General features: G+C 64.6%; 17 protein-coding genes and 1 tRNA gene. 9 read left to right on the top strand and 9 right to left on the bottom strand.

Annotated elements, in window-relative coordinates; all coding sequences use genetic code 11:
* Positions 1-133: 133 nt before the first annotated feature.
* A complete protein-coding gene (locus RPPS3_RS08260; protein WP_107343642.1) occupies positions 134-1,147 on the top strand; it encodes an aldo/keto reductase in 1,014 nt (337 codons plus the stop codon).
* Between the two features lie 133 nt (positions 1,148-1,280).
* Positions 1,281-1,679 (top strand): translational machinery protein, encoded by a 399-nt coding sequence (locus RPPS3_RS08255; protein ID WP_107343641.1) that lies wholly within the window; start codon positions 1,281-1,283, stop codon positions 1,677-1,679.
* A 109-nt stretch (positions 1,680-1,788) separates the two neighbouring features.
* Here RPPS3_RS08255 and RPPS3_RS08250 read toward each other — a convergent pair whose 3' ends face one another.
* Positions 1,789-2,610, bottom strand: coding sequence for a flagellar hook basal-body protein (locus RPPS3_RS08250; RefSeq protein ID WP_107343640.1), 822 nt, complete (start codon positions 2,608-2,610; stop codon positions 1,789-1,791).
* A 603-nt stretch (positions 2,611-3,213) separates the two neighbouring features.
* Between RPPS3_RS08250 and RPPS3_RS08245 the strand changes: the two genes are divergently transcribed.
* The gene (locus tag RPPS3_RS08245; RefSeq protein WP_107343639.1) at positions 3,214-4,431 is read left to right on the top strand and encodes an ABC transporter substrate-binding protein; all 1,218 of its coding nucleotides are present in this window, start codon (positions 3,214-3,216) and stop codon (positions 4,429-4,431) included.
* A gap of 98 nt (positions 4,432-4,529) precedes the next feature.
* Here RPPS3_RS08245 and RPPS3_RS08240 read toward each other — a convergent pair whose 3' ends face one another.
* From RPPS3_RS08240 to RPPS3_RS08230, 3 genes are read right to left on the bottom strand one after another with little or no spacing between them, the layout of a single operon-like run.
* Positions 4,530-5,210: an ABC transporter ATP-binding protein gene (locus RPPS3_RS08240; RefSeq protein WP_107343638.1), complete on the bottom strand. Its 681-nt coding sequence runs from the start codon at positions 5,208-5,210 to the stop codon at positions 4,530-4,532.
* Positions 5,203-6,429 (bottom strand): ABC transporter permease, encoded by a 1,227-nt coding sequence (locus tag RPPS3_RS08235; protein WP_107343637.1) that lies wholly within the window; start codon positions 6,427-6,429, stop codon positions 5,203-5,205. The genes RPPS3_RS08240 and RPPS3_RS08235 overlap by 8 nt, the downstream gene beginning before the upstream one ends.
* Positions 6,426-7,688 (bottom strand): efflux RND transporter periplasmic adaptor subunit, encoded by a 1,263-nt coding sequence (locus RPPS3_RS08230; RefSeq protein ID WP_107343636.1) that lies wholly within the window; start codon positions 7,686-7,688, stop codon positions 6,426-6,428. Before RPPS3_RS08230 ends, RPPS3_RS08235 begins: the two co-directional genes overlap by 4 nt.
* 152 nt (positions 7,689-7,840) lie before the next feature.
* Between RPPS3_RS08230 and RPPS3_RS08225 the strand changes: the two genes are divergently transcribed.
* The 4 genes from RPPS3_RS08225 (at position 7,841) to RPPS3_RS08210 (ending at position 10,249) form a co-directional block, all read left to right on the top strand.
* Positions 7,841-8,842, top strand: coding sequence for an alpha/beta fold hydrolase (locus RPPS3_RS08225; protein WP_107343635.1), 1,002 nt, complete (start codon positions 7,841-7,843; stop codon positions 8,840-8,842).
* 76 nt (positions 8,843-8,918) lie between these two features.
* The gene (locus RPPS3_RS08220; RefSeq protein ID WP_107343634.1) at positions 8,919-9,185 is read left to right on the top strand and encodes a hypothetical protein; all 267 of its coding nucleotides are present in this window, start codon (positions 8,919-8,921) and stop codon (positions 9,183-9,185) included.
* A 97-nt stretch (positions 9,186-9,282) separates the two neighbouring features.
* Positions 9,283-9,510, top strand: a complete 228-nt coding sequence (locus RPPS3_RS08215; RefSeq protein WP_107343633.1) for a DUF3222 family protein — start codon at positions 9,283-9,285, stop codon at positions 9,508-9,510.
* Positions 9,500-10,249, top strand: a complete 750-nt coding sequence (locus RPPS3_RS08210) for a transglutaminase-like domain-containing protein (protein WP_107343632.1) — start codon at positions 9,500-9,502, stop codon at positions 10,247-10,249. Before RPPS3_RS08215 ends, RPPS3_RS08210 begins: the two co-directional genes overlap by 11 nt.
* Here RPPS3_RS08210 and RPPS3_RS08205 read toward each other — a convergent pair.
* The 4 genes from RPPS3_RS08205 to RPPS3_RS08190 form a co-directional block, all read right to left on the bottom strand.
* Positions 10,240-11,106: an FTR1 family iron permease gene (locus RPPS3_RS08205; RefSeq protein WP_107346505.1), complete on the bottom strand. Its 867-nt coding sequence runs from the start codon at positions 11,104-11,106 to the stop codon at positions 10,240-10,242. The genes RPPS3_RS08210 and RPPS3_RS08205 overlap by 10 nt on opposite strands.
* Before the next feature lie 164 nt (positions 11,107-11,270).
* Entirely contained in the window at positions 11,271-12,791 is a 1,521-nt protein-coding gene (locus RPPS3_RS08200) for a diguanylate cyclase (RefSeq protein ID WP_234820143.1), read from the bottom strand.
* 410 nt (positions 12,792-13,201) lie between these two features.
* Positions 13,202-14,257 carry a helix-turn-helix domain-containing protein gene (locus RPPS3_RS08195; protein WP_107343631.1) on the bottom strand — a complete coding sequence of 352 codons (1,056 nt, stop codon included), beginning with the start codon at positions 14,255-14,257 and terminating at the stop codon, positions 13,202-13,204.
* A gap of 43 nt (positions 14,258-14,300) precedes the next feature.
* Positions 14,301-14,376, bottom strand: a tRNA-Ile gene (locus tag RPPS3_RS08190).
* 554 nt (positions 14,377-14,930) lie between these two features.
* On the opposite strand from RPPS3_RS08190, the gene RPPS3_RS08185 reads away from it, so the two are divergent.
* A complete protein-coding gene (locus tag RPPS3_RS08185) occupies positions 14,931-16,622 on the top strand; it encodes a methyl-accepting chemotaxis protein (RefSeq protein ID WP_107343630.1) in 1,692 nt (563 codons plus the stop codon).
* Positions 16,623-16,706: 84 nt separating this feature from the next.
* Here the strand turns inward: RPPS3_RS08185 and RPPS3_RS08180 are convergent, their stop codons facing one another.
* Positions 16,707-17,951: an MFS transporter gene (locus RPPS3_RS08180; protein ID WP_107343629.1), complete on the bottom strand. Its 1,245-nt coding sequence runs from the start codon at positions 17,949-17,951 to the stop codon at positions 16,707-16,709.
* A 160-nt stretch (positions 17,952-18,111) separates the two neighbouring features.
* Between RPPS3_RS08180 and flhA the strand changes: the two genes are divergently transcribed.
* Entirely contained in the window at positions 18,112-20,343 is a 2,232-nt protein-coding gene (flhA, locus tag RPPS3_RS08175) for a flagellar biosynthesis protein FlhA (protein ID WP_107346503.1), read from the top strand.
* Positions 20,344-20,373: the final 30 nt, after the last annotated feature.

Genomic DNA, 20,373 nt, shown 5'->3' with positions numbered 1-20,373 from the left:
TCCAGCCCAGTGCTCGGAGGTGGATTGCTTCGTCGCTTCGCTCCTCGCAATGACGGCCTCGGGCGGCTATGATCTGAAATGCGGTGGCCGCCACCTGCATTACCGTGTCTAAAAAAATCTCGAAGGAAGCCCCATGGACTATCGTTCGCTCGGCCGTAGCGGCCTGAAGGTTTCGCCGCTTTGCCTCGGCACGATGATGTTCGGCGGCGCCACCGACGAACCGACGTCGGCGCGGATCATCGACAAGGCGCGCGACGCTGGAATCAATTTCATCGACACCGCCGACGTCTATTCGACCGGCGGCTCCGAGCAGGTGGTCGGCCGCGCGATCACGGCGCATCGGGAACACTGGATCCTCGCCACCAAGGTCGCCAATCCGATGGGGGACGGCCCCAACCGCGCCGGGCTGTCGCGCCGCCGCGTGCTGCAGGCTGCCGATGAAAGCCTGAAGCGCCTCGGCACCGACTGGATCGATATCTATTATCTGCACCGCGAAGATCATGCGACGCCGCTTGAGGAAACGGTGCGGGCGATCGGCGATCTGATCCGCGCCGGCAAGATCCGCTACTTCGGCGTGTCGAATTATCGTGCCTGGCGCGTCGCCGAGATCTGCAACATCTGCGACCGGCTCGGCATCGACCGCCCAGTCGTCAGCCAGCCGTATTACAACGCCATGAACCGGATGCCGGAGGTCGAGCACATCCCGGCCTGCGGCTTCTACGGCCTCGGTATCGTCCCCTACTCGCCGCTGGCGCGCGGCGTCCTGACCGGCAAATACGCGCCCGACGCGCAGCCGGACAAAGACAGCCGCGCCGGCCGCGCCGACAAGCGGATGCTGCAGACCGAGTGGCGGCCCGAGTCGCTGAAGCTGGCGCAGCAGATCCGGTCCCACGCCGAAACCAAGGGCGCCACCGCCGTCCAATTCGCGGTCGGCTGGGTGCTGAACAACGCGCTGGTGACCTCGGTGATCGCCGGTCCACGCACCGAACAGCAATGGGACGATTATGTCCGGGCGCTCGACTACCGCTTCACCGCCGAGGACGAGGCGCTGATCGACAGCCTGGTGGCGAGCGGCCATCCCTCCACGCCCGGCTACAACGACCCGGCCTACCCGATCGAGGGCCGCCGGGTGCGCCACGCCGGCTGACCGCCGGCCGCGCCTCCGGCCAAAGTTGCGGCCGATCAAGCCCAGACGCCGAGGCGGACCGTAATCTCGGCTCCGCCGTGCGGCCGCGATCGTTGTTGCCTGCGTGCCGTGCCAGAAGCCGGGAGACAGCCCTATGACCAGCCCCCATTTCCACGCCGTGATCTGGATCGACCACCGCGAAGCGCGGGTGTTTCACTTCAACCCGTCCGACGCCGACAAGCTCGTGGTGCACGCCGACAATCCGAACCGGCACGTCCACCATCACCGCGCGGTCGGCTCCGGCCATGAGCCGGTCGACGAGCATTTCCTCCAGGCTGCGATGGAGGCAATCGCCGACGCCGGCATCGTGCTGATCGTCGGCCCGGCGCAGACCAAGCACGCGCTGGAAAAGTACATCGCCGACCACAACCCGGCCCTGAAGGCGAAGATCGCCGCGGTCGAAACCGTCGATCACCCCAGCGACGGCCAGATCGTCGCCCACGCCCGCAAGTATTTCAAAGCCGAAGACCGGACCACGCCGCAGACGCGGTGAGACAGATCAGCAAGCGCCAGCAGCAGCCGGTTGATCCCGGCTGCTGACCTGCAATGTTGGGGGCACGTGCCGACGTCCGCACAGGAGATCACACTGCGTCACCGCCGGCTCAGATGGTGAGGCTGGTCATCGTTAGCATCATCTCGTTCGATGCGGTCACGACTCGTGTGCATGCTGAATAAGCCTGCTGCGCTTGAACTATCGTGGTCATCTGATCCGCAATGTCTACGTTCGACGCCTCCAGCGCACTTCCCACCACCGTGCCGGAATTGATGTAAAGGGCCGGACCGGATTGAGGCGTCGGCGAGAACGTTCCGCCGCTGCCTTGCTTCATAAAACCCTCGCCGGCGAAGCTGGCTATCGACAGCGACGCAACGTCGACCGTCTGGCCCTTGGAATAGGTGCCTTGCAGCTTGCCGGATGAACTGACCGACAGGCTTTGCAGAACGCCGAGATTTGGCACTTCCGTACTGGTATCGAACTGAAGCGGCGCCAGGCTGCCCACGGCGCCAGTGACGGGATCAATTTGAGATCCCATCAGGTAGTAACCCGCGCCATTGACGAGATAGCCGTTCTTGAGATCGAAATCGCCGCGGCGCGTATAGGTGGTCTCGCTGGTACTGAACGTCGGCTGGCCGCTCCCGCTCACCCCTGACGGCGCCTCGACCGTGAAATACCCCTCCCCGCCGATCGCCATATGGGTACTCACCGGATCATTGCTGATCGATCCCTGCTTATTGTTGGTCAGGACTGAACGCCATAAGACGGTATCCGAGACCTGCGGCGGATAGATCAGGTCGGAGAACGCCGTATTGGTCGCCTTGAATGCAGTTGTCTGCGAATTGGCGACATTGCCCGAGATGTTCTCAAAAGCGGCAGACTGAGCCTGCAGGCCCGTGGTCGCCGTCCACAATGCACCAAGTGATCCCATAAGGAGCTCCCTGATCGGTGTCTGCGCGGCGATTTCCGCGCACCCCAAAGAGCTCTGCAAGGCGCGCACCAGAACTGCACCTCAAGCAAATCAATAATATCGACAAGCCAACCCATTCTTCTACGGGGAAATTTCGTGCGACCGGTCGGAAAGTCTTTCCTCAAAAGCGGCCGAAGCGCACAACTTAAGTAATTCACTACACATGGCTTATCGTTGGCGAGCGGCCGAGATAGCTTGGCGCAAGCCACCTCAATTAGCAGACTGTCAGTCTGCTATCCGCATCCCGTAACGACCCGCCATTTGCGACAGAGAATTCAGATCGCGGACACGTTGGCGGCCAGCTTTGTGGAGGCAGTCCCCATCAGGCTAACGGCGCGAGCAAGACCAACTTCTTGCCGGCACAAAATGGCCGGCAACCGAAATTCCGCACAAAGCAATTCGATGGATCATTCCTCGCATCTTGCTTGCATCGTCCTCCGAGAGTGCTCAGTCAGATGCGCTGATCGGTCCACGTGATCGGGATTGCGCGCTCCACCTGCGGGCGTCTAGTATCGCCGCCGTGACGATCGAACAGATCGCGCCAAGAAAATGGGATGGAAACAGATGAGACTCTTCGGACTTGCGGCCGTTCTCGCGGCGACGTCGTTGTTCGCACCCGGCGTTGCGCTTGCGCAGAAATCTTACGGCCCCGGCGTCAGTGACACCGAGATCAAGGTCGGGAATTTCGTGCCGTACAGCGGCCCGGCGTCGGCTTACGGCATCGTCGGCCAGGTCCAGAGCGCCTACGTCAAGATGCTGAACGAAAAGGGCGGCATCAACGGCCGCAAGATCAATTTCATTTCGTACGATGACGCCTACTCGCCGCCGAAGGCGGTGGAGCAGACCCGTAAGCTGGTCGAAGGCGACGAGGTGCTGTTCCTGTACCACACGCTCGGCACGCCATCGAACACGGCCGTCATGAAGTATCTGAACCAGAAGAAGGTGCCGCAGTTGATGCTGTCGAGCGGCGGCACCCGGTTCGGCGACGATCCGAAGACCTATCCCTGGACCATGCCGTTCAATCCGCCCTATCAGGCTGAGGGGCGTATCTACGCGAAGTGGATCATGGCGACCTATCCCAACGCCAAGATCGCCGTGCTGGTTGCGAACGACGATTACGGCAAGGACATCTACAAGGGTGTCAAGGACGGGTTCGGCGCCAAGACCTCGATGATCATCTCGGAGGCGACCTACGACATCACCGATCCGACCATCGATTCGCAGATGGCCAAGCTCAAGGCCTCGGGCGCCGATCTGTTCCTCAATCTCTCCACGCCGAAATTCGCCGCACTGGCGATCCGCAAGATGGGCGAACTCGGCTGGAAACCGGTGCACGTTCTGAACAACGTCTCGTCGTCTGTCGGTGCAGTGATCAAACCGGCCGGGATGGAATTTGCCCAGGACGCGATCACCGCGAGCTACGTCAAGGATCCGACCGATCCGAGCTGGAAGAACGATCCGGGCGTGAAGGAGTGGGACGCCTTCCTCGAGAAATACATGCCGGGCTCCGATCGCTCCAACGGTCTGCTGCTGTATTCCTACGGTGCTGCGCAGACGCTGGAACACATCCTGAGGCAGGCGGGCGATAATCTGACGCGTGAGAACATCATGAAGGTGGCGACCAGCCTGAAGGGTTACGCGCCGTCCTCGCTGCTGCCGGGCATCACCATGAACACCTCGCCCACCGATCATTTCCCGATCGAGCAGATGCAGCTTATGCGCTTCAAGGGCGACCGCTGGGAGATGTTCGGCGACGTACTCGAAGCCCGGGTCACGAACTAACCCGGATCTCCACGATTGACGGATGCGCGGGCTCGGGGTGAGCCCGCGCATCACGCTTTTTGGACCTTGCTTGCGCCAAGCAGCCGCTCGATCAGCAGCTATCCCGCGATGTTGCCATCCACCACCCGGACGATGCGGTCGCAGCGTTCGGCGAGGTCGTCGTTGTGGGTGACGAGCAGAAACGTGGTGCCGCGCTCACGGTTGATCTGGCGCATCAGCTCGAACACGTCGTTGGCGGACTTGGTGTCGAGGTTGCCGGTCGGCTCGTCGGCCAGCACGAGATCCGGGTCCATCGCCAAAGCCCGCGCAACGGCGACGCGCTGCTGCTGGCCGCCGGACATGTTGGTCGCGCTATTGTTGCGCCATTTGGAAAGGCCGACCCGGTCGAGCAGCTCGTCGGCGCGCTGTTCCATCGCCGCATCTGGGCGCCCGCGATCGACCAGCATCGGCATCATCACGTTCTCTCGCGCGGTGAAGGCCGAGATCAGATAGTGATACTGGAACACGAATCCGATGGCGTGGCCGCGCAGATGCGTCAGCGCCGAATCGCCGAGACGGCCCGTATCCTCTCCGTTGATCAGCAGCCGTCCGCCGGTCGGCCGGTCAAGCAGACCGATGATGTTCAGCAGCGTTGACTTGCCCGAGCCGGACGGCCCCATCAGCGCCAGGAAGTCACCGCGCTGCATCGTCAGGTCGATGCCGTGCAACACTTCGGTCTCGACCGGCGTGCCGACGTTGTAGGATTTGCGGATCCCGTCGAGGTTGAGAACGTCAGCCACGGATCGCCACCACCGGATCAAGCCTCGCGGCGCGCAGCGCCGGTGCGATCGCCGCCGCGACGCCGGTCGCGGTTGCGAGCACCGAGGCCCAGACGAACAGATCGGGATCGAGCATCAGCGGAAACAGTTCGCTGCCGTCGACCTGCCGGGCCAGGCGATGCCACACGATCAGTGCCAGCGCGCCGAGCCCGGAGCCGATCAGCGAACCGACGAAGGCGAGCAGCCCGCCCTGGATCAGGAACACCTGCAGGATCTGCTCGCGCCGGGTGCCCATCGCCCGCAGAATGCCGATATCCTTGGAACGCTGGATCACCGACACGATCAGCACGGCGGCGATGCCGAAGGCCACCGACAATCCCACGAACAGCCGGATCAACGTGTTGGAGTTTTTCTGCGCCTGCACCGCCGTGAAGAACTGCGCATTGGTCTTGATCCAGCTGTCGGCCTCCACCGGCAGCGTCGCCTGGATTTCCTGGGCGATATCCTCGGCCGCGTAGATATCGTTGACGGTGAGGTCGATCGAGGTGACGCCGCCGAGCAGCCCGAGCATGCTCTGGGCGTTGCGCAGCGTGACATAGGTAGTGCGCTGGTTCGCGGCCTTGTTGCCGAAATCGAAGATGCCGTTGATGGTCAGCACGCGATTGCCGGCGAGCGGGGTCGAGACGATGATCTTGTCGCCGAGCGAAGCGCCGAGATCCCGCGCCAATTCGGTGCCGACCACGATGCCCTCGGTGGTGATCTTCGCGCTGCCGGCGACGATATAGTCGGGCACCTTGACGATCTTGAAATAGATCTCCGGCTCGATGCCGTTCAGCGTCACCGCCCGGCTGGTGTCGCCGCGCAGGGCCAGCGCCGAGCCGGACGCCGTGGCGGCGGCGTTGATCACGTCCGGCCTCGCCTGCATCTCTGCGCGGATCTTCGGCCACTGATTGATCGAAATCACCCGCTGCGTCGGGCGCTGCACGGTTGCTGCCTCGAACGTGCCGGGCGCGTCGCGCAGCGGCCGCGCCACCTGGTCCGGCGGGATCAGCTGAATCTGCGGCACGGAGGTCAGCACCCGCTTGATGAAATTGGCCTGCAGCCCGGCCAGCATCGCCGACATGAACACGATGACGCCGACGCCGATCGCGATGCCGCCGACGATCACCAGCGTCTGCACCGCGCCGTCGAGCAGAAACCGCGCCGCGGCGATCCACTCGAAAGGCACCCAGCGCTTCACGGCACCACCACCCGGATGCGTTGCCCGGCTTTGACGCCCGCGGTGAGCGGGATCACCGGCTCTCCGGGGCTGAGACCGTCGAGCACTTCGTAGAAGCCGACGCCGCGCAGGCCGAGCTTGATCTTGCGCACCACGGCGCGGCCGTTCTCGGACGTCAGAACGAACGGGGATGTCGCAGCATCATGCACGGCGCGCGCCGGCACGATCACCACGTCGTTGCGTTCTGCGGTGGCGATATCGACCGAGACCGTCATGTCCTGCCGCAGATAATCCGGCGGATCATCGACCTTGAGCTTGACCTCGACCGAGGCGCGATTGATGTCGACCGACGGATTGATGTAGCTCAGCACGGCGGAGAAGCGCTTGTCCGGATAGGCATCGGCAGAAGCCACCGCGTGCTGGCCGAGCGCAAGCTGGCCGAGATTCTTCTCGTCGATCTGCACCACAATCTGGACGTCGCCGGCCGGAGCCAGCACCAGCAGCGCCTTACCGGGCTGCACCACGGTGCCACGCTCGACATTGCGGGTGATCAGCACGCCGTCGCGCGGCGCCACGATGGTGGCGTAGCCGAGCCGCGCCTGCGCGGTGTTGAGATTGGCGAGCGCCTGGCTGAGCTGGGTCTCTGCCATCACGAAGTCGCTGCCGCCGGGACTGGTGGTGAACACCTGCAGCTCAGCGGTGCGCACCTGGGTGCGCGCGACGTCGAGATTTTTGGTCGCGTCGTCGAGCGTCGCCTTGGTGCCGTAGCCGGAGGCGGCGAGCTTGGAGGCGCGCTCGTAAGTCGCCTCGGCATTCAGCAGATTGGCCTGTGCCTGCTTCAGGGCTTCGTCGGCGGCGGGCTTGGTCAGCTCGCGAAGCTGGCGCACCCGCGCCCGCGCCTGCGCCACCGCCCCTTCCGCCTGCACCACTGAGGCCTGCAGCTCCGACGCCTCGATCGCGACGAGCTGCTGGCCCTGATGCACCTGCTCGCCCTCCTTGACCAGCACGTCCTTGACGGTGCCGGTGATCTGGCTGGCGATTTCGACGCGGTAAGGTGTTTCGATATGGCCGCTGGCAACCACGGTCTGGACCAGGTTGCCGCGCTGGACCGGCGCAGCCACCACTTCGGGCCCGAGCAGCAACCGGGCAAGCCCGAGACCCGCCGCGATCAGGACGAGGGCGATGCCAAGCACCGGCCATTTATGACGCCACAACCCGCCCGCCCAGCGCACCGCCAGATTGGGCCGCGGCGTGTCGATTTGCTCGACTTTCTGCAACATGATGGTCCGCGGTCGATCGCCCTGGCGAGACCTATCCCCGGACCGTTGGGCAGCCATTGCGAAAGATCAATTGCGACCACACGTCCGCGTGCTCAATTTCGCCTGCCGCTGCGGAGTCGTCCGCGGCCGATTGCCTATGGCCGAAGGATACGATGACGACGTTGATCTTGCTGGTGCTGAGCGTCGTCGTGCTGTTCACGGCGGCGGGCTGGGTGTCGTGCCGGCTGGCGCGCCGGCTGGAAGCGCGCTACCCGCCCCGCGGCGTGTTCATCAATGCCAACGGCGTGCGGATGCACGCGCTCGATCTTGCGCCTGCCCGCCCCGCCGCTTCCGGCCAGCCGACCGTGCTGCTGCTGCATGGCGCCAATCTGTGCTGCGAAGACATGCGGATGTCGCTCGGCGAGCGGCTGACGCAGCGGCTGCGGGTGATCATTCCAGACCGCCCCGGCCAGGGCTACAGCGTCACCGGCACCGGTCCGGTCGCCTCGCCGGCCTACCAGGTGACCCTGATCCGCGAAGTGCTGCGCGATCGTGACGCCGGCCCGCTGATCGTGGTCGGGCATTCGTTCGGCGGCCTGATCGCGCTGCGCTATGCGCTCGACAATCCCGACACCGTCGCCGGGCTGGTGCTGATCAATCCGACCACACATCCGCGGCCGCAGGGCCTGCCGCTGTTCCAGCGTGCCGCCGAACTGCTGATGAAGCCGCTGGTCACCTACACGCTGCTGCCGCCACTGTCGCTGGCGATGATGAAGCGGATCTCGGCGCGGATCTTCCGTCCGGAGACGCCGCCGGCGGACTACGCCGAGCGCAGCCGGCTGGCGCTGGCGCTGACCGCCAAGCGGTTCGCCGCCAGCCTCGAAGAATATGCCGGGCTGCGCGATCAGCTGATCGACCACGTGCCGCGTTATGGCGGCATCCAGGTGCCGACCGTGATCGTCGCCGGCACCGCCGATCCGGTCGTGCCGCCGCAGGTCCATGCCGAGGCGCTGGCCCAGGCGGTGCCGCAGGCACGGCTGCTGCGGCTCAACGGCGCCGGCCATATGGCGCATCATGCCCATGCGGACACCATCGCGGCCGAGATCGAGCGGCTGGCGGATGCGGTCGCAGAGCGCGCGGCGCCGACCCGTGCCGAAGCCGCCGAGCGCAGCTGACGCCAACGACGTCCGCGGCGCGATGAAACCTCAGCGCGTCGGGGACGTTCCTTTTCCGGAACCAACGGAGTGTGTCATGACCACGTTCAAGCTGGCCTGTGCCGTGATGATCCTGTCCACAGCCACCGCGATCCCGGCGCTGGCTGAGCATCGGCAGCATCGCGCGCAGCATCACCACCATTCACCCTACCATCAGTCCAGCGAGCCCTATCTGCATAACTATGGTCCGCCGATTTGGCCTGGACACACTTACGCCACCTATGACGGTCCGGTATCGGCACTGTGCGGCCAGGGAGCCGCCGCCTACCGGGGGCAGGACGGCCGCCGCCATCCCTGCTACTAAGCCCCGCACCGGGCCACCGTTCAGTTGCAACGCCCGGCGAACGGCGGCACACTCCGGCCGCGGCCGCCGGCCGCCACGCGTTCCACGGAATCAAACCATGACCGATACTGCCGCCGAAGACGTCCGCAAAATCGCCACCGCCCTGCTGAAGACGGCCATCGAGATCGTCTCAGAAGAGGATGGCGGCGCGCACAACCAGTGCAAATTGTGCGGCGCATCGGTGCCGTGGCTGCAGACCGGTGACGAAATCAAGCACGCGGACGATTGCCCCGTGGTGATCGCCAAGCAGATTGTGTCGTCCAGGCCAAAACTGCATGCGGTCTGAGCCCGGCAGCAGCGGCGCCAACTCCGGCACGGCCAAGACAGCCGCATCCGAGATCGCGGTGTGTCTGGCACCGGCGGAATTCGTCGACAGCGATCATCCCGAGGTGATCGCGCGCGCCGCTGACGCCACGCGCGGCGCCGAAACGCTCGCCGAGAAGCTTCGTGCGCTATACCTCGCGGTGCGCGACGGCGTCCGTTACGATCCCTATGTGGACTTTTCCAGCCCCGAGATCTTCCGCGCATCGAGCGTATTGCGCGCCGAACGCGGCTACTGCGTCGGCAAGGCTTCGGCGTTCGCGGCGCTGGCGCGTGCATCCGGGATACCGGCGCGGGTGCGCTTTGCCGATGTCCGCAATCATCTCGCCACCGAGAACCTGACCCGGACGATGGGCACCGACCTGTTCGCGTGGCACGGCTATGCCGAATGCTTCACCGGCGAACGATGGGTGAAAGCGTCGCCCACCTTCAATCGCACGCTGTGCGACAAGCTCGGCGTGGCGCCGCTCGACTTCGACGGCTCGTCTGACGCGGTGATGCAGGCGTTCGACAACAACGACGCGCGGTTCATGGAATACGTCCGCGAGCACGGCGCGTACTTCGATGTCCCGGTGAAATTCGTGCAGGCCGAGATGAAGCGGCAGTACCCTCACCTTGCGCAGCAAAGCAACCTGCGCGGCTCGATGGAAGACGAAGCGGCGCAGGATGCGGCGGCGCGCGACGCGCGTTCGGCTCAGCGCTGAACTTCTGCGCGGTTCTCGGCGACGACGAGCTGTTCGGGCGGCGCGGTCTTGCGGAGCAGCAGAACGACGCAGATCCAGTAGACGACGTAGAAACCGAGCTCGAGCAAATTCGGCTGTGACCGATAGCCGGTGAGCCCTGCCACCAGGGCACCGACTGCTCCATGGTCCGAAAGCAACGACGAACTGTCCCATAGCCGCCCCGTCAACGGCAGCATGCCGAGCCTGCTCAAGGTGTCGACGCCGCTGATCAACAGCGAGGCCGCCAGCAGCAACATCATCACTTCGGTGACGCGAAAGAACAGTCGCCAGGTTGCGATCCGGCTGCCGAGCTGCAGCAGCGCGTAGGTTGCCAGCGCTAGGCCGACGCCGACGATACCGCCCAGGATCGGCTCAGCCGGGGACGTGCTTTCGACTGCCGACAGCGCGCCGAGCAGAAACAGGATGGTCTCGGCGCCCTCGCGCGCGATTGCCAACGCCGCCAGCGTGAACACGCCCCACCAGCTCGCCGTGCTGGTTTCCTGGCGCAGCGCCGCTTCGAGCTCGTCGCGTAGCAGACGACCCTGGCCGCGCATCCAGGTGACCATGTGGACGATCAAGCCGGCTGCAAGCAGGGTCGCGATGGCCTCATAGACCTCGCGGCTGGTCACTGGGATCGTACTGCTGGATAGCGCGATGGTGGTGCCAAAGCCGATCGCGAGCAGCAGGCCTGTGGCGGCTCCGGACCACAGATAACGCCGCCCGATGCCGCTGGCGTCGTTATTGCGCAGCCATGCATTGAGGATGCCGACGATCAGCAGCGCCTCGACGCCTTCGCGCCACACCACGATGACGACGTTGCCGAACTGCGACCCGATCATCTTCGCCTCTACCCAGCCGGCGGCGGCCACGGGCGACAACGGCCCGACTCGCCTGCAGCCAGGAGTTGCGATCTTATCGAAGTTTAGCGAAAAGTCCCGATAGCGAATGCGGGGGCCAGATCACGGGCACGCGAAGGCCGCCCGATCCGGCAAGCCAATTGTGGTTAGAGCGACGACCGCCGTCGCTCCCGATGCACCGCTGCAGTCCCGCGCGGCGCGCCAGATGCGCCCAGCTTGTCGAACAGAGCAAAAAACCGCCGGTCATCCTTGAGCAAGTGGCCGAGGATCACCGAGTTGACCAGGAACTCGCGGAGCTCGCCGAGCGACTGGTGTCCCGACACCACAGCCTCACTCACGTTGCGAGCACGTAGCAGCAGATGGTCGTGCTCAGTACGATGATGTTCATATTCATCGTAGCCGGCGGCTTCGAGCACTGCCTGTTCGTACTGGAAGTGCTGGGCGACGCGACTGAGCAGCAGCTCGACCACCTCAGCCAGTTCGGCGGATTCCAGTGCCTCGATGTCGGGACCAAGGATGACGTTGGCAAGGTCGAACAACTCGCGGTGCTGAGCGTCGATGGTCGGCTCGCCGCACGCATAGCTCTCGTGCCACAGAATGTCGGGCCGCCGTTCGGCTGGATCTAGCACGACCTCGCCGGTTGGCCGGGTCCTGTCCCGTCGCGCCTGCTTGGCCGCGTACATCCAATGGTCGGCGCGCTCGACGAAATCGTCGGCCGTCTCGTCCGGCCGGAACTCCGCCGCGCCGATCGAGATCAAGAGACGCCCCAAGCTCTCATGCGTCGAACGGCGATGCAGCTCGCGCGCCGCGATCGCCGCGCGGATCGCTTCGCCGAGCAGCAGGGCCTCGCGCAGCGGCGTGCGCGGCACGATGATGGCGAACTCATCGCCGCCATACCGGCAAACCACGTCGTCCCGGCGGCAATTGTGCTTGATGGTCGAAGCCGCGAGCCGGAGCACGTCGTCGCCGACGACATGGCCGTGGCGGTCGTTGAACTGCTTGAAGTTGTCGAGATCGACGATCAGCAACGACAGCGGCCAACTCTCTTCGCTATTGACGTGCTGCGACAGCGAATTCTCGAAGTACTTCCGGTTGCCGACTTCGGTCAGCGGATCCGTCATGCTTTCAAGCCGGACCTGATCGAGCTGATCCTGCAACTGCCGCACCTGCTCGGCAGCAGACTTGAGGCGACCGACCAACAGAGAGTTGGCGGTCTGAATGTCGATCGTCCAGCTCAGCAGTTCATCGACAATGCTCTGCATGCCGTCCATCCGGCCGAGCGCCAGACGCGGCGCCGCGCTCGACAGACGGGTCTCGTAGCCATGGGTCGCATCGGACGCTTCTTCGATCACGTTGATCAGCGCGCTCGATTGCGTATGCACCAGGGCGCCAATCGTGTGGATGCGCGTCGCAGCCTTGGTTGGGAACAGAAACTGTTCGTACAGCCGCGTCAGATCGCGTGCACTCGGCCGGCCGGTCGCAGCCAAAAGCGCGTTGACGGCTTCGGTCAATGCTTTGTGCCGGCCCGAAAAGAACGTGTACCAGAGCTCAAAGCTGTTCGGCTCGAGCGCGAGATCGAGCTCCTGAATCTGCCTGAGAGCCTGGCCTGCAATATGATCTTTCCAGTCGCGGTCCGGATCTAAGTGCATCGTCATCAGCGGGTACAACAGTTTGTTCGGCCAGCTTCTCCGGCCGGGCGCGGCCCGGCCGTTTATTCAGTGCTGAACTCTAGACCCTTATCGGGCGGCGGGGCGTTGGCTTTTCGTCTCGCTTTCGCAGCAACCGGTCCCAAAAATCGATGGCGACCAATCGCGTCGATAACAGTATAAAAGTACCCACAAAGAAGAGACTGCGGCGGGCGTCGCAGGAGGGAAGCGGATCAGTTAAGCACGATTCGGGTCGGAAGAATGATACCCACGTACCAGTGAGCAATTTCGAACAACAGCGATAGCTCCGCTGAGCGGACCTGAACGCCCCGACGTTTTCAGATTACAGCGCAAAGATTTCGCGCGCATTGCAGGACGTCATATCTGGCGCAAGCCGGGACGATCCGCGGACAAGCGGTCTGTCGATTTCGTCAGGCCGTGGTCCGCAAGAATTCGCCCAGCGTCCGGCCGCCCTCCGTCGCCTGGCCGCAGAGGCGGCGGACCGATTGGCTGCAATCGGCGCGTAGCTCGGACGGGCTGTAGCCGTAGCGCTGGCGGAACGCGCGGCTGAATTCCTGCGCGCAGGTGAAGCCAAACGAGTCGGCGATTTGCTGAATCTGCCGGGTCTCTGCAAAGTCACACAGCGCGCGGTGAGCCGAGGCCAGGCGCGTGTTGCGAACATAGCGCGCCGCGCCGCCGTGCGGCTCGAACAGGCGATAGAGCACGCTCCGCGACACGCCCATGCTCTTGGCGAGACTCGCCGGTGTCAGCTTCGGATTCGACAGCTGAGACTGCACCACCCGGCGAGCCCGCTCGCCCAGGCTCAAGATGATCCCTTCGCGGGCTTCTTCCGCGCTGTGCGGCGCCGGCGCCAAACAGGCCGTAATCATCGCCTCGGTGGCTCGAACGATCGCCGGCACATCTTCCTTGGTCAGCTCCGGCAACCGGCGCTCCAATGCCAGCATGTAATCGGACAGCAACCGTCCGCGTGCGGTGTCGATAATCGTGTTGTTGAGCCGGTCCAACGTGCCGGCCTGCGGGGCGAACTGGTCGCGCGGGATGAACAGCATCAAAATTTCCATCGGCTGCATCTCGCCGTGGAATGCTTCACCGAGCGAATAGAAGCCGACCTGACCGGAGGTGCCGCGTGACACCTGCTCGGCCGAACAGCCACCATCGCTGACCACCCAGTTCGCGCCCTCCTTGATCAAAAAGAGATACCAATGGTCCGCGAAAATGGTCTTCACCCGGCGCGGCGTCCGGGAGAACCGGGTGCCGGAACTCCTCTCCTGGCACATGGCGAAGCTGCCGAGGTCCCATGTCGCCAGGTCGATCGAAGCCTTCCGCTGACGATGGGCAATCGGCGTCAGATCGGCCACCGGACGCAAGTACTCCCGCCAAGCATCGAATCGGTCGCGCTCCGGAACCGCAGCGGTCGAGAACCGAGCCGGCTGCAGCGGCACTGACGAGGATTGCACGTCGTTCATTTGAGAAGCCTCCCTTGGGGGCAAGGCTCCGCCACAGCATCTGTGGTGGGCCCGGCAGGACTCGAACCTGCAACCAGACCGTTATGAGCGGTCGGCTCTAACCATTGAGCTACAGGCCCCGCCGGCGGCCGCGGAGGGCGGACGGTGCGGCCTCCCCATACAATGGCAGAACTTCGCGGGCAATTGGCAGGTTGCGGGCGCCCGGGACCAAAACCGGCTGGACCGCGCTCGCGGGGCATGGCGGGGGTGCGCGGTTTCAGCCTGGGCATACCGACGATCAGCCACGGGGATTGAAGGTCCTGCGTCCGAGCGAAAGCGTCGAACCGCGCCGATGGCGACGCCGCGGGCTGACATTCGCGGCACCGACATGCTCGGCTCGTCCCACCGATCGGGAGCAAGGAAGGTCGGGGCCTGTGAGCAAAATCGATCAGTCAGCACATCGAGCTTTGAATCTCTCCGACGATCTCCTCTTTCATCAGTCGAAGATCGTTTCATCCAATCGATTAGTTCAGTCCTCGCTTCATGTGGGCGCGGACCGTGAGCTCTGCAGATTGCGCCGCGCAATATGTTCGATCGCGTACAAATTGATTAGCTTTTGAACAAACATTTTAACCGAGGATGCGGCCGATCATCGCGCGACATCTCGTCGCCTATAAGTTGAATTGGACCAACCATGCTCGCCAATGTCCCGTTACGGACGAAAATCACCACCCTCGTCGCTGTCTTGCTGATCGCGCTCTCTGGCCTCGGTTTACTTGGCCTGCTGCAGATGCGGACGTTGAATGCGAGCACTGTCGATATCGGCACCAATTGGATGCCGTCGGTCCGGGTTCTCGGCGAGATGCGCACCAACGTGGCGCTATATCGCAACACGCTGCGCGCGCACTTGCTCGAAGCTACCACCGAACGCAAGCTGGCAATCGAGAAGCAACTCGCCGCATTCGATGAGGCGGTGAAGCAATCGCTGCGCACCTACGCGCCGATGGTCGCCACACCGGAAGAGCGCAAGTTGTACGACACCCTCGTCGCGTCGTGGGCGAACTACACCAGCCTCGCTCCCGCCGGCCTGGAGATGTCGCGCAAAGCCGCCGGTGAGCTTCCGGTCGCCGCCAACGACTACATGCTCAAGACGATGGGCCCGATGAGCGGACAGATCGACGAGGTGCTGAAGAAGGACATCGAGCTCAACGACAAAGGCGCGGCAGGCGCCACCGCGAGTGCGGAAGCGACCTATCTGTGGGCGATCGTCGTGATGATCGGCATCCTGCTTGTCGCAATCGCGATCGGCATCACCGCCAGCATCCTTGTGATCCGCGATCTGTCGCGGGGTATCGCGTCGATCGTCAAGCCGATGCAGGATTTCACCCGCGGCGATCTCTCCGCCGAGGTGCCGCATCGTGGCAAGAACACCGAGATCGGCGCCATGGCCGATGCGCTGCAGGTGTTCAAGCAGGCGCTGATCGATAAGCGCGCGGCCGATGCGGCCGCAGCCAAGGACACCGAAGAGAAGATCGCCCGCGGCCACCGCATCGACGCCGCCACCCGGCAGTTCGAATCCTCCGTGGGCGAGATCGTCGAGACCGTATCGTCGGCTTCGACCGAACTGGAAGCTTCGGCGGGCACACTGACGAAAACGGCGGAGCACGCCCAGACGATCACCACCACCGTCGCAGCCGCCTCCGAACAGGCCTCCACCAACGTGCAGTCGGTGGCGTCGGCGACCGAGGAGATGACCTCGTCGATCAACGAGATCAGCCGGCAGGTGCAGGAATCCGCCCGCATCGCCGTCGAGGCGGTCGATCAGGCGCGCAAGACCAACGCCACCGTCGGCGAGCTGTCGCAGGCCGCCGCCCGGATCGGCGATGTGGTCGAACTGATCAACACCATCGCTGGTCAGACCAATCTACTCGCACTCAACGCCACGATCGAAGCGGCGCGCGCCGGCGAAGCCGGCCGCGGCTTCGCCGTGGTGGCGGCCGAAGTGAAGGCTTTGGCCGAACAGACCTCGAAGGCGACCGGCGAGATCAGCCAGCACATCGGCGGCATCCAGGCGGCGACCGGCGAGTCGGTGTCGGCGATCCGCGAGATCGGCCACACCATCGAGCGGATGTCGGAGATCGCATCGACGATCGCGTCGGCGGTCGAAGAACAAGGCGCCGCGACCCAGGAGATCGCCCGCAACGTTCAGCAAGCGGCGCGTGGCACCAACGAGGTATCAGCCAACATCGTCGACGTGCAGCGCGGCGCCACCGAAACCGGATCGGCATCGGCCCAGGTGCTGTCGGCGGCGCAGTCGCTGTCGCAGGACTCCAACCGGTTGAAGGTCGAGGTCGCCAACTTCCTGCAGAGTGTCAGGGCCGCCTGAGCCAGCCTCTTCAGCTTTTCCTCAAGAAGCCGCGCGGCTATCAGCTGCGCGGCTCTTTCTTTTCCGGCCTCCGATAAGATCCCGCTACGCCATCGCCACCTGTGGGCCGCGCCGCCGGCTGCGCAGCAACAGCATCAGTATGATCGCGACGTTGACCGCGTTCCACGCCATGCCGTTGACGAAGGCGGCCGCGTAGGAGCCGGTGGCGTCGAAGATCACCCCGGAAATCCAGCCGCCGAACGACATGCCAAGCACCGAGGCCATGATGACGATGCCGACTCGGGTCGCGGCCTCGCGCGCTGGCATCGCCTCGCGGACGATGATCGCATAGGCCGGCACGATGCCACCCTGGAACAGACCGAACATCGCCGAGATTACGTAAAGCGACCCGAGGCTGTCGAAGAACAGATAGAACATCAGCGCTGCGCCCTGCGCCACCGAGCCGAGCAGCAGCGTGCGGATGCCGCCGATCCGATCAGCCAAGAAGCCGGATCCGATCCTGCTGATAATGCCGAACGCCAGCATCAGCGACAGCATCTCGGCGCCGCGCGCTGCGCCGTAGCCGAGGTCGCCGCAATAGGCGACGATATGGACCTGCGGCATCGCCATCGCCACGCAGCAGGCGATACTGGCGACGCTCAGCAGCACCGTGAGCGTATTGGTGGGAAGCTGCAGATCGATCTTCGGCGGCGGCGCTGCGGCGTGGCTGGCAGCGGCGTGGCCGCGCATCCTGGCGCGCAGGATCAGCACCATCAGCGTCATCGCGACGACACAGAACCCGCTGATCGCCAGATGAGTGGCCCGCCAGCCGATGCTGGCGCTGCCCCAATTGACCAGCGGCGGCCAGATCGTGCCGGCGAGATAATTGCCGCTGGCGGCAATCGTCACTGCCAGCCCGCGATAGCGCTCGAACCAGTGCGAGGCTTCGGCCATCAGCGGGCCGAACGTCGCCGAGGCACCGGCGCCGATCAGGAGATGAAAGGCGGCGAACTGCCAGAGCGCAACCGACAGCCCGGCGCCGACATAGCCGAGCCCGAGCAGGCCGATGCCGCTGCCGATTGCAATCACGATACCGAACCGGTCGGTGAGCTTGCCGGTGGCGACGCCGCCGAGGCCGAAGCCGAGCATCGCCATGGTGAAGGCCAGCGAGGCTGCCCCGCGGCTGGCGGCGAACTCCGCCTGCACCAGCGGCAGCACCACCACCACCGACCACATCCCGACGCTGCCGATCGAGCCGATCACCAGCGCCACTCCGAGCCGAACCCACGCCTGGCGCGAGTCGAGCGTGAACGCCGGCGTTTTGCCGGTCTTTTCCACGAGCGTTTCCATTTGCACAGAGTTTCGGGCGCCGGGCTCGGGGTCAAGGCCGCCGGCCAGCGCCCTGCCATGCGGTCGCACCCGGGGCGGCGTTAACCCTTTGCTAACCATGAACCGGGCAAATTTTGCCCAGTGAAGAAGTGTCGTCGGCCGCGAAAAACGGGGAATGCCCGTGGACGCCAGTGCGCTGCCTCACGTCGGACCCAGCGCCCCTCCGGTCGCAGCGAAGACGTCCGGCCGGCGCAAGCGACGCGCACAGGGGACTGCGGCTGAAATGACGGACACCACGGTCGGCCAGGGCACGGGCGCCGGCATTCCCAGCCTCAAAGAAATGATCGCCATACTGCGGCGCGGCGACCTCGCGCTCGCGATCGGCGTGCTGACCATCCTGGTCGTGCTGATCCTGCCGCTGCCGGCGATCATTCTCGACCTGTTCCTGGCGATCTCGATCACACTGTCGATCTTGATCCTGATGACGTCGTTGTTCATTCAGGCGCCGCTGGAATTCTCGTCATTCCCGACCGTGCTGCTGATCTCGACCATGCTGCGGCTGTCGCTGAATATGGCGTCGACCCGGCTGATCCTGTCGCACGGCCACGAAGGCACCGCGGCCGCCGGTCACGTCATCGAGGCGTTCGGCGGCTTCGTGATGGGCGGCAATTTCGTGATCGGGATCATCGTGTTCACGATCCTGATCATCGTCAACTTCGTCGTCATCACTAAGGGTTCGGGCCGTATCGCCGAAGTCGCGGCACGCTTCCAGTTGGACTCGATGCCCGGCAAGCAGATGGCGATCGACGCCGATCTGTCGGCCGGACTGATCGACGAAGCCACCGCCAAAGCGCGGCGCAAGGAGCTGGAGGACGAAAGCGGCTTCTTCGGCGCCATGGACGGTGCCTCGAAGTTCGTCCGCGGCGACGCCATCGCCGGCCTGCTGATCGTGTTCATCAACGTGATCGGCGGCATCATCATCGGCGTGGCGCAGCAGGGGCTGTCGTTCTCCGAAGCCGGCCACACCTACACGCTGCTGACGGTCGGCGATGGCCTGGTGACCCAGATCCCGGCACTGATCGTTTCGACCGCGGCGGGCCTGTTGGTGTCGAAGGCCGGCATCTCCGGCTCGGCCGACAAGGCGATGATGGGCCAGCTCTCCGGCTATCCGCAGGCGCTGGGCATGGCGGCCGCGGTGATGCTGGTGCTGGCGGTGCTGCCGGGCATTCCGACCATTCCGTTCCTGGCGCTGGGCAGCGGCTCGGCCTTCCTGGCCTTGAAGGCGCGCAAGCGGAAGGCGGAAGTCACCGCCGAAAAGGCGCAGGCCGCAGTCGCGCCGGAAGCCGCCGCAGCTGCAGCCGCGGCAGCGTCCGCCGAAGAGCCGATCGCGGCGGCGCTGAAGATCGACGATCTGAAGATCGAGCTCGGTTACGCGCTGCTGCCGCTGGTCAACGGCCCGGACGGCACCGACCGCCTCACCGAACAGATCAAGGCGCTGCGCCGCTCGCTGGCGATCGAAATGGGCTTCGTGATGCCGGCAGTGCGCATCCTCGACAACGTTCAGCTCGAGGCCAACACCTACGTCATCAAGATCAAGGAAGTCGACGCCGGCACCGGCCGGATCTGGCCGAACCAGTTCATGGTGATGGACCCGGCCGGCGAACAGGTGACGGTGCCCGGTATCCACACCACCGAGCCGACGTTCGGCCTGCCCGCCACCTGGGTCGACGCCAACTTCAAGGAAGAGGCGTCGCTGAAGGGCTACACGGTGGTCGACGCCGCCACCGTGCTGTCGACCCACCTGACCGAACTACTCAAGGCCAACATGTCCGACCTGTTGTCCTATGGCGAAACCCAGAAGCTGCTCAAAGACCTGCCGAAGGAACAGGGCGAACTGGTCAAGGACATCGTCCCCGGTCAGATCACCGTCTCGGGCATCCAGCGCGTGCTCCAGCTGCTGCTCGCCGAGCGCGTCTCGATCCGCGACCTGTCGACCATCCTCGAAGGCATCGCCGAAGCGCTGGCGTTCTCGCGCAATCCGTCGACCATCGTCGAGCACGTCCGTGCACGGCTGGCCCGCCAGATCTGCGCGCAGAACACCTCGTACAACGGCTACCTGCCGCTGATCGCGCTATCGGCCAAGTGGGAGCAGGCGTTCGCCGAATCCATCATTGGCCAGGGCGAAGACCGCACCCTGGCGATGGCGCCGTCGAAGCTGTCCGAGTTCATGACCGCGGTGCGCGACAAGTTCGAACAGGCCGCCCGCGAAGGTGAAGCGCCGGTGCTGGTGACCTCCGCCTCGATCCGGCCGTTCGTCCGCTCCCTGGTCGAACGCTTCCGGGCCCAGACCACGGTGATGTCGCAGGCCGAGATCCATCCGCGGGCGCGGTTGAAGACGGTCGGCAGCGTCTAAAGCCGCCCGGTTCCCAGCCTTTGGAAGACA

It is taken from the genome of Rhodopseudomonas palustris (assembly GCF_003031265.1).
Taxonomy (GTDB): Bacteria; Pseudomonadota; Alphaproteobacteria; order Rhizobiales; family Xanthobacteraceae; genus Rhodopseudomonas; species Rhodopseudomonas palustris_H.
The sequence above is the reverse complement of the archived record's forward strand: the minus strand, read 5'-3'. Positions and strand labels throughout refer to the sequence as shown.

What these genes read in the sequence shown, in the direction of transcription:
- RPPS3_RS08245 (WP_107343639.1), top strand. Translation starts at nt 3,214, where the DNA reads ATGAGACTCTTCGGACTTGCGGCCGTTCTCGCGGCGACGTCGTTGTTC.
- RPPS3_RS08180 (WP_107343629.1), bottom strand. Translation starts at nt 17,951, where the DNA reads ATGGAAACGCTCGTGGAAAAGACCGGCAAAACGCCGGCGTTCACGCTC.
- RPPS3_RS08220 (WP_107343634.1), top strand. Translation starts at nt 8,919, where the DNA reads ATGACCACGTTCAAGCTGGCCTGTGCCGTGATGATCCTGTCCACAGCC.
- RPPS3_RS08230 (WP_107343636.1), bottom strand. Translation starts at nt 7,688, where the DNA reads ATGTTGCAGAAAGTCGAGCAAATCGACACGCCGCGGCCCAATCTGGCG.
- RPPS3_RS08215 (WP_107343633.1), top strand. Translation starts at nt 9,283, where the DNA reads ATGACCGATACTGCCGCCGAAGACGTCCGCAAAATCGCCACCGCCCTG.
- RPPS3_RS08195 (WP_107343631.1), bottom strand. Translation starts at nt 14,257, where the DNA reads ATGAACGACGTGCAATCCTCGTCAGTGCCGCTGCAGCCGGCTCGGTTC.
- RPPS3_RS08210 (WP_107343632.1), top strand. Translation starts at nt 9,500, where the DNA reads ATGCGGTCTGAGCCCGGCAGCAGCGGCGCCAACTCCGGCACGGCCAAG.
- RPPS3_RS08260 (WP_107343642.1), top strand. Translation starts at nt 134, where the DNA reads ATGGACTATCGTTCGCTCGGCCGTAGCGGCCTGAAGGTTTCGCCGCTT.
- RPPS3_RS08205 (WP_107346505.1), bottom strand. Translation starts at nt 11,106, where the DNA reads ATGATCGGGTCGCAGTTCGGCAACGTCGTCATCGTGGTGTGGCGCGAA.
- RPPS3_RS08255 (WP_107343641.1), top strand. Translation starts at nt 1,281, where the DNA reads ATGACCAGCCCCCATTTCCACGCCGTGATCTGGATCGACCACCGCGAA.
- RPPS3_RS08250 (WP_107343640.1), bottom strand. Translation starts at nt 2,610, where the DNA reads ATGGGATCACTTGGTGCATTGTGGACGGCGACCACGGGCCTGCAGGCT.
- RPPS3_RS08225 (WP_107343635.1), top strand. Translation starts at nt 7,841, where the DNA reads ATGACGACGTTGATCTTGCTGGTGCTGAGCGTCGTCGTGCTGTTCACG.
- RPPS3_RS08185 (WP_107343630.1), top strand. Translation starts at nt 14,931, where the DNA reads ATGCTCGCCAATGTCCCGTTACGGACGAAAATCACCACCCTCGTCGCT.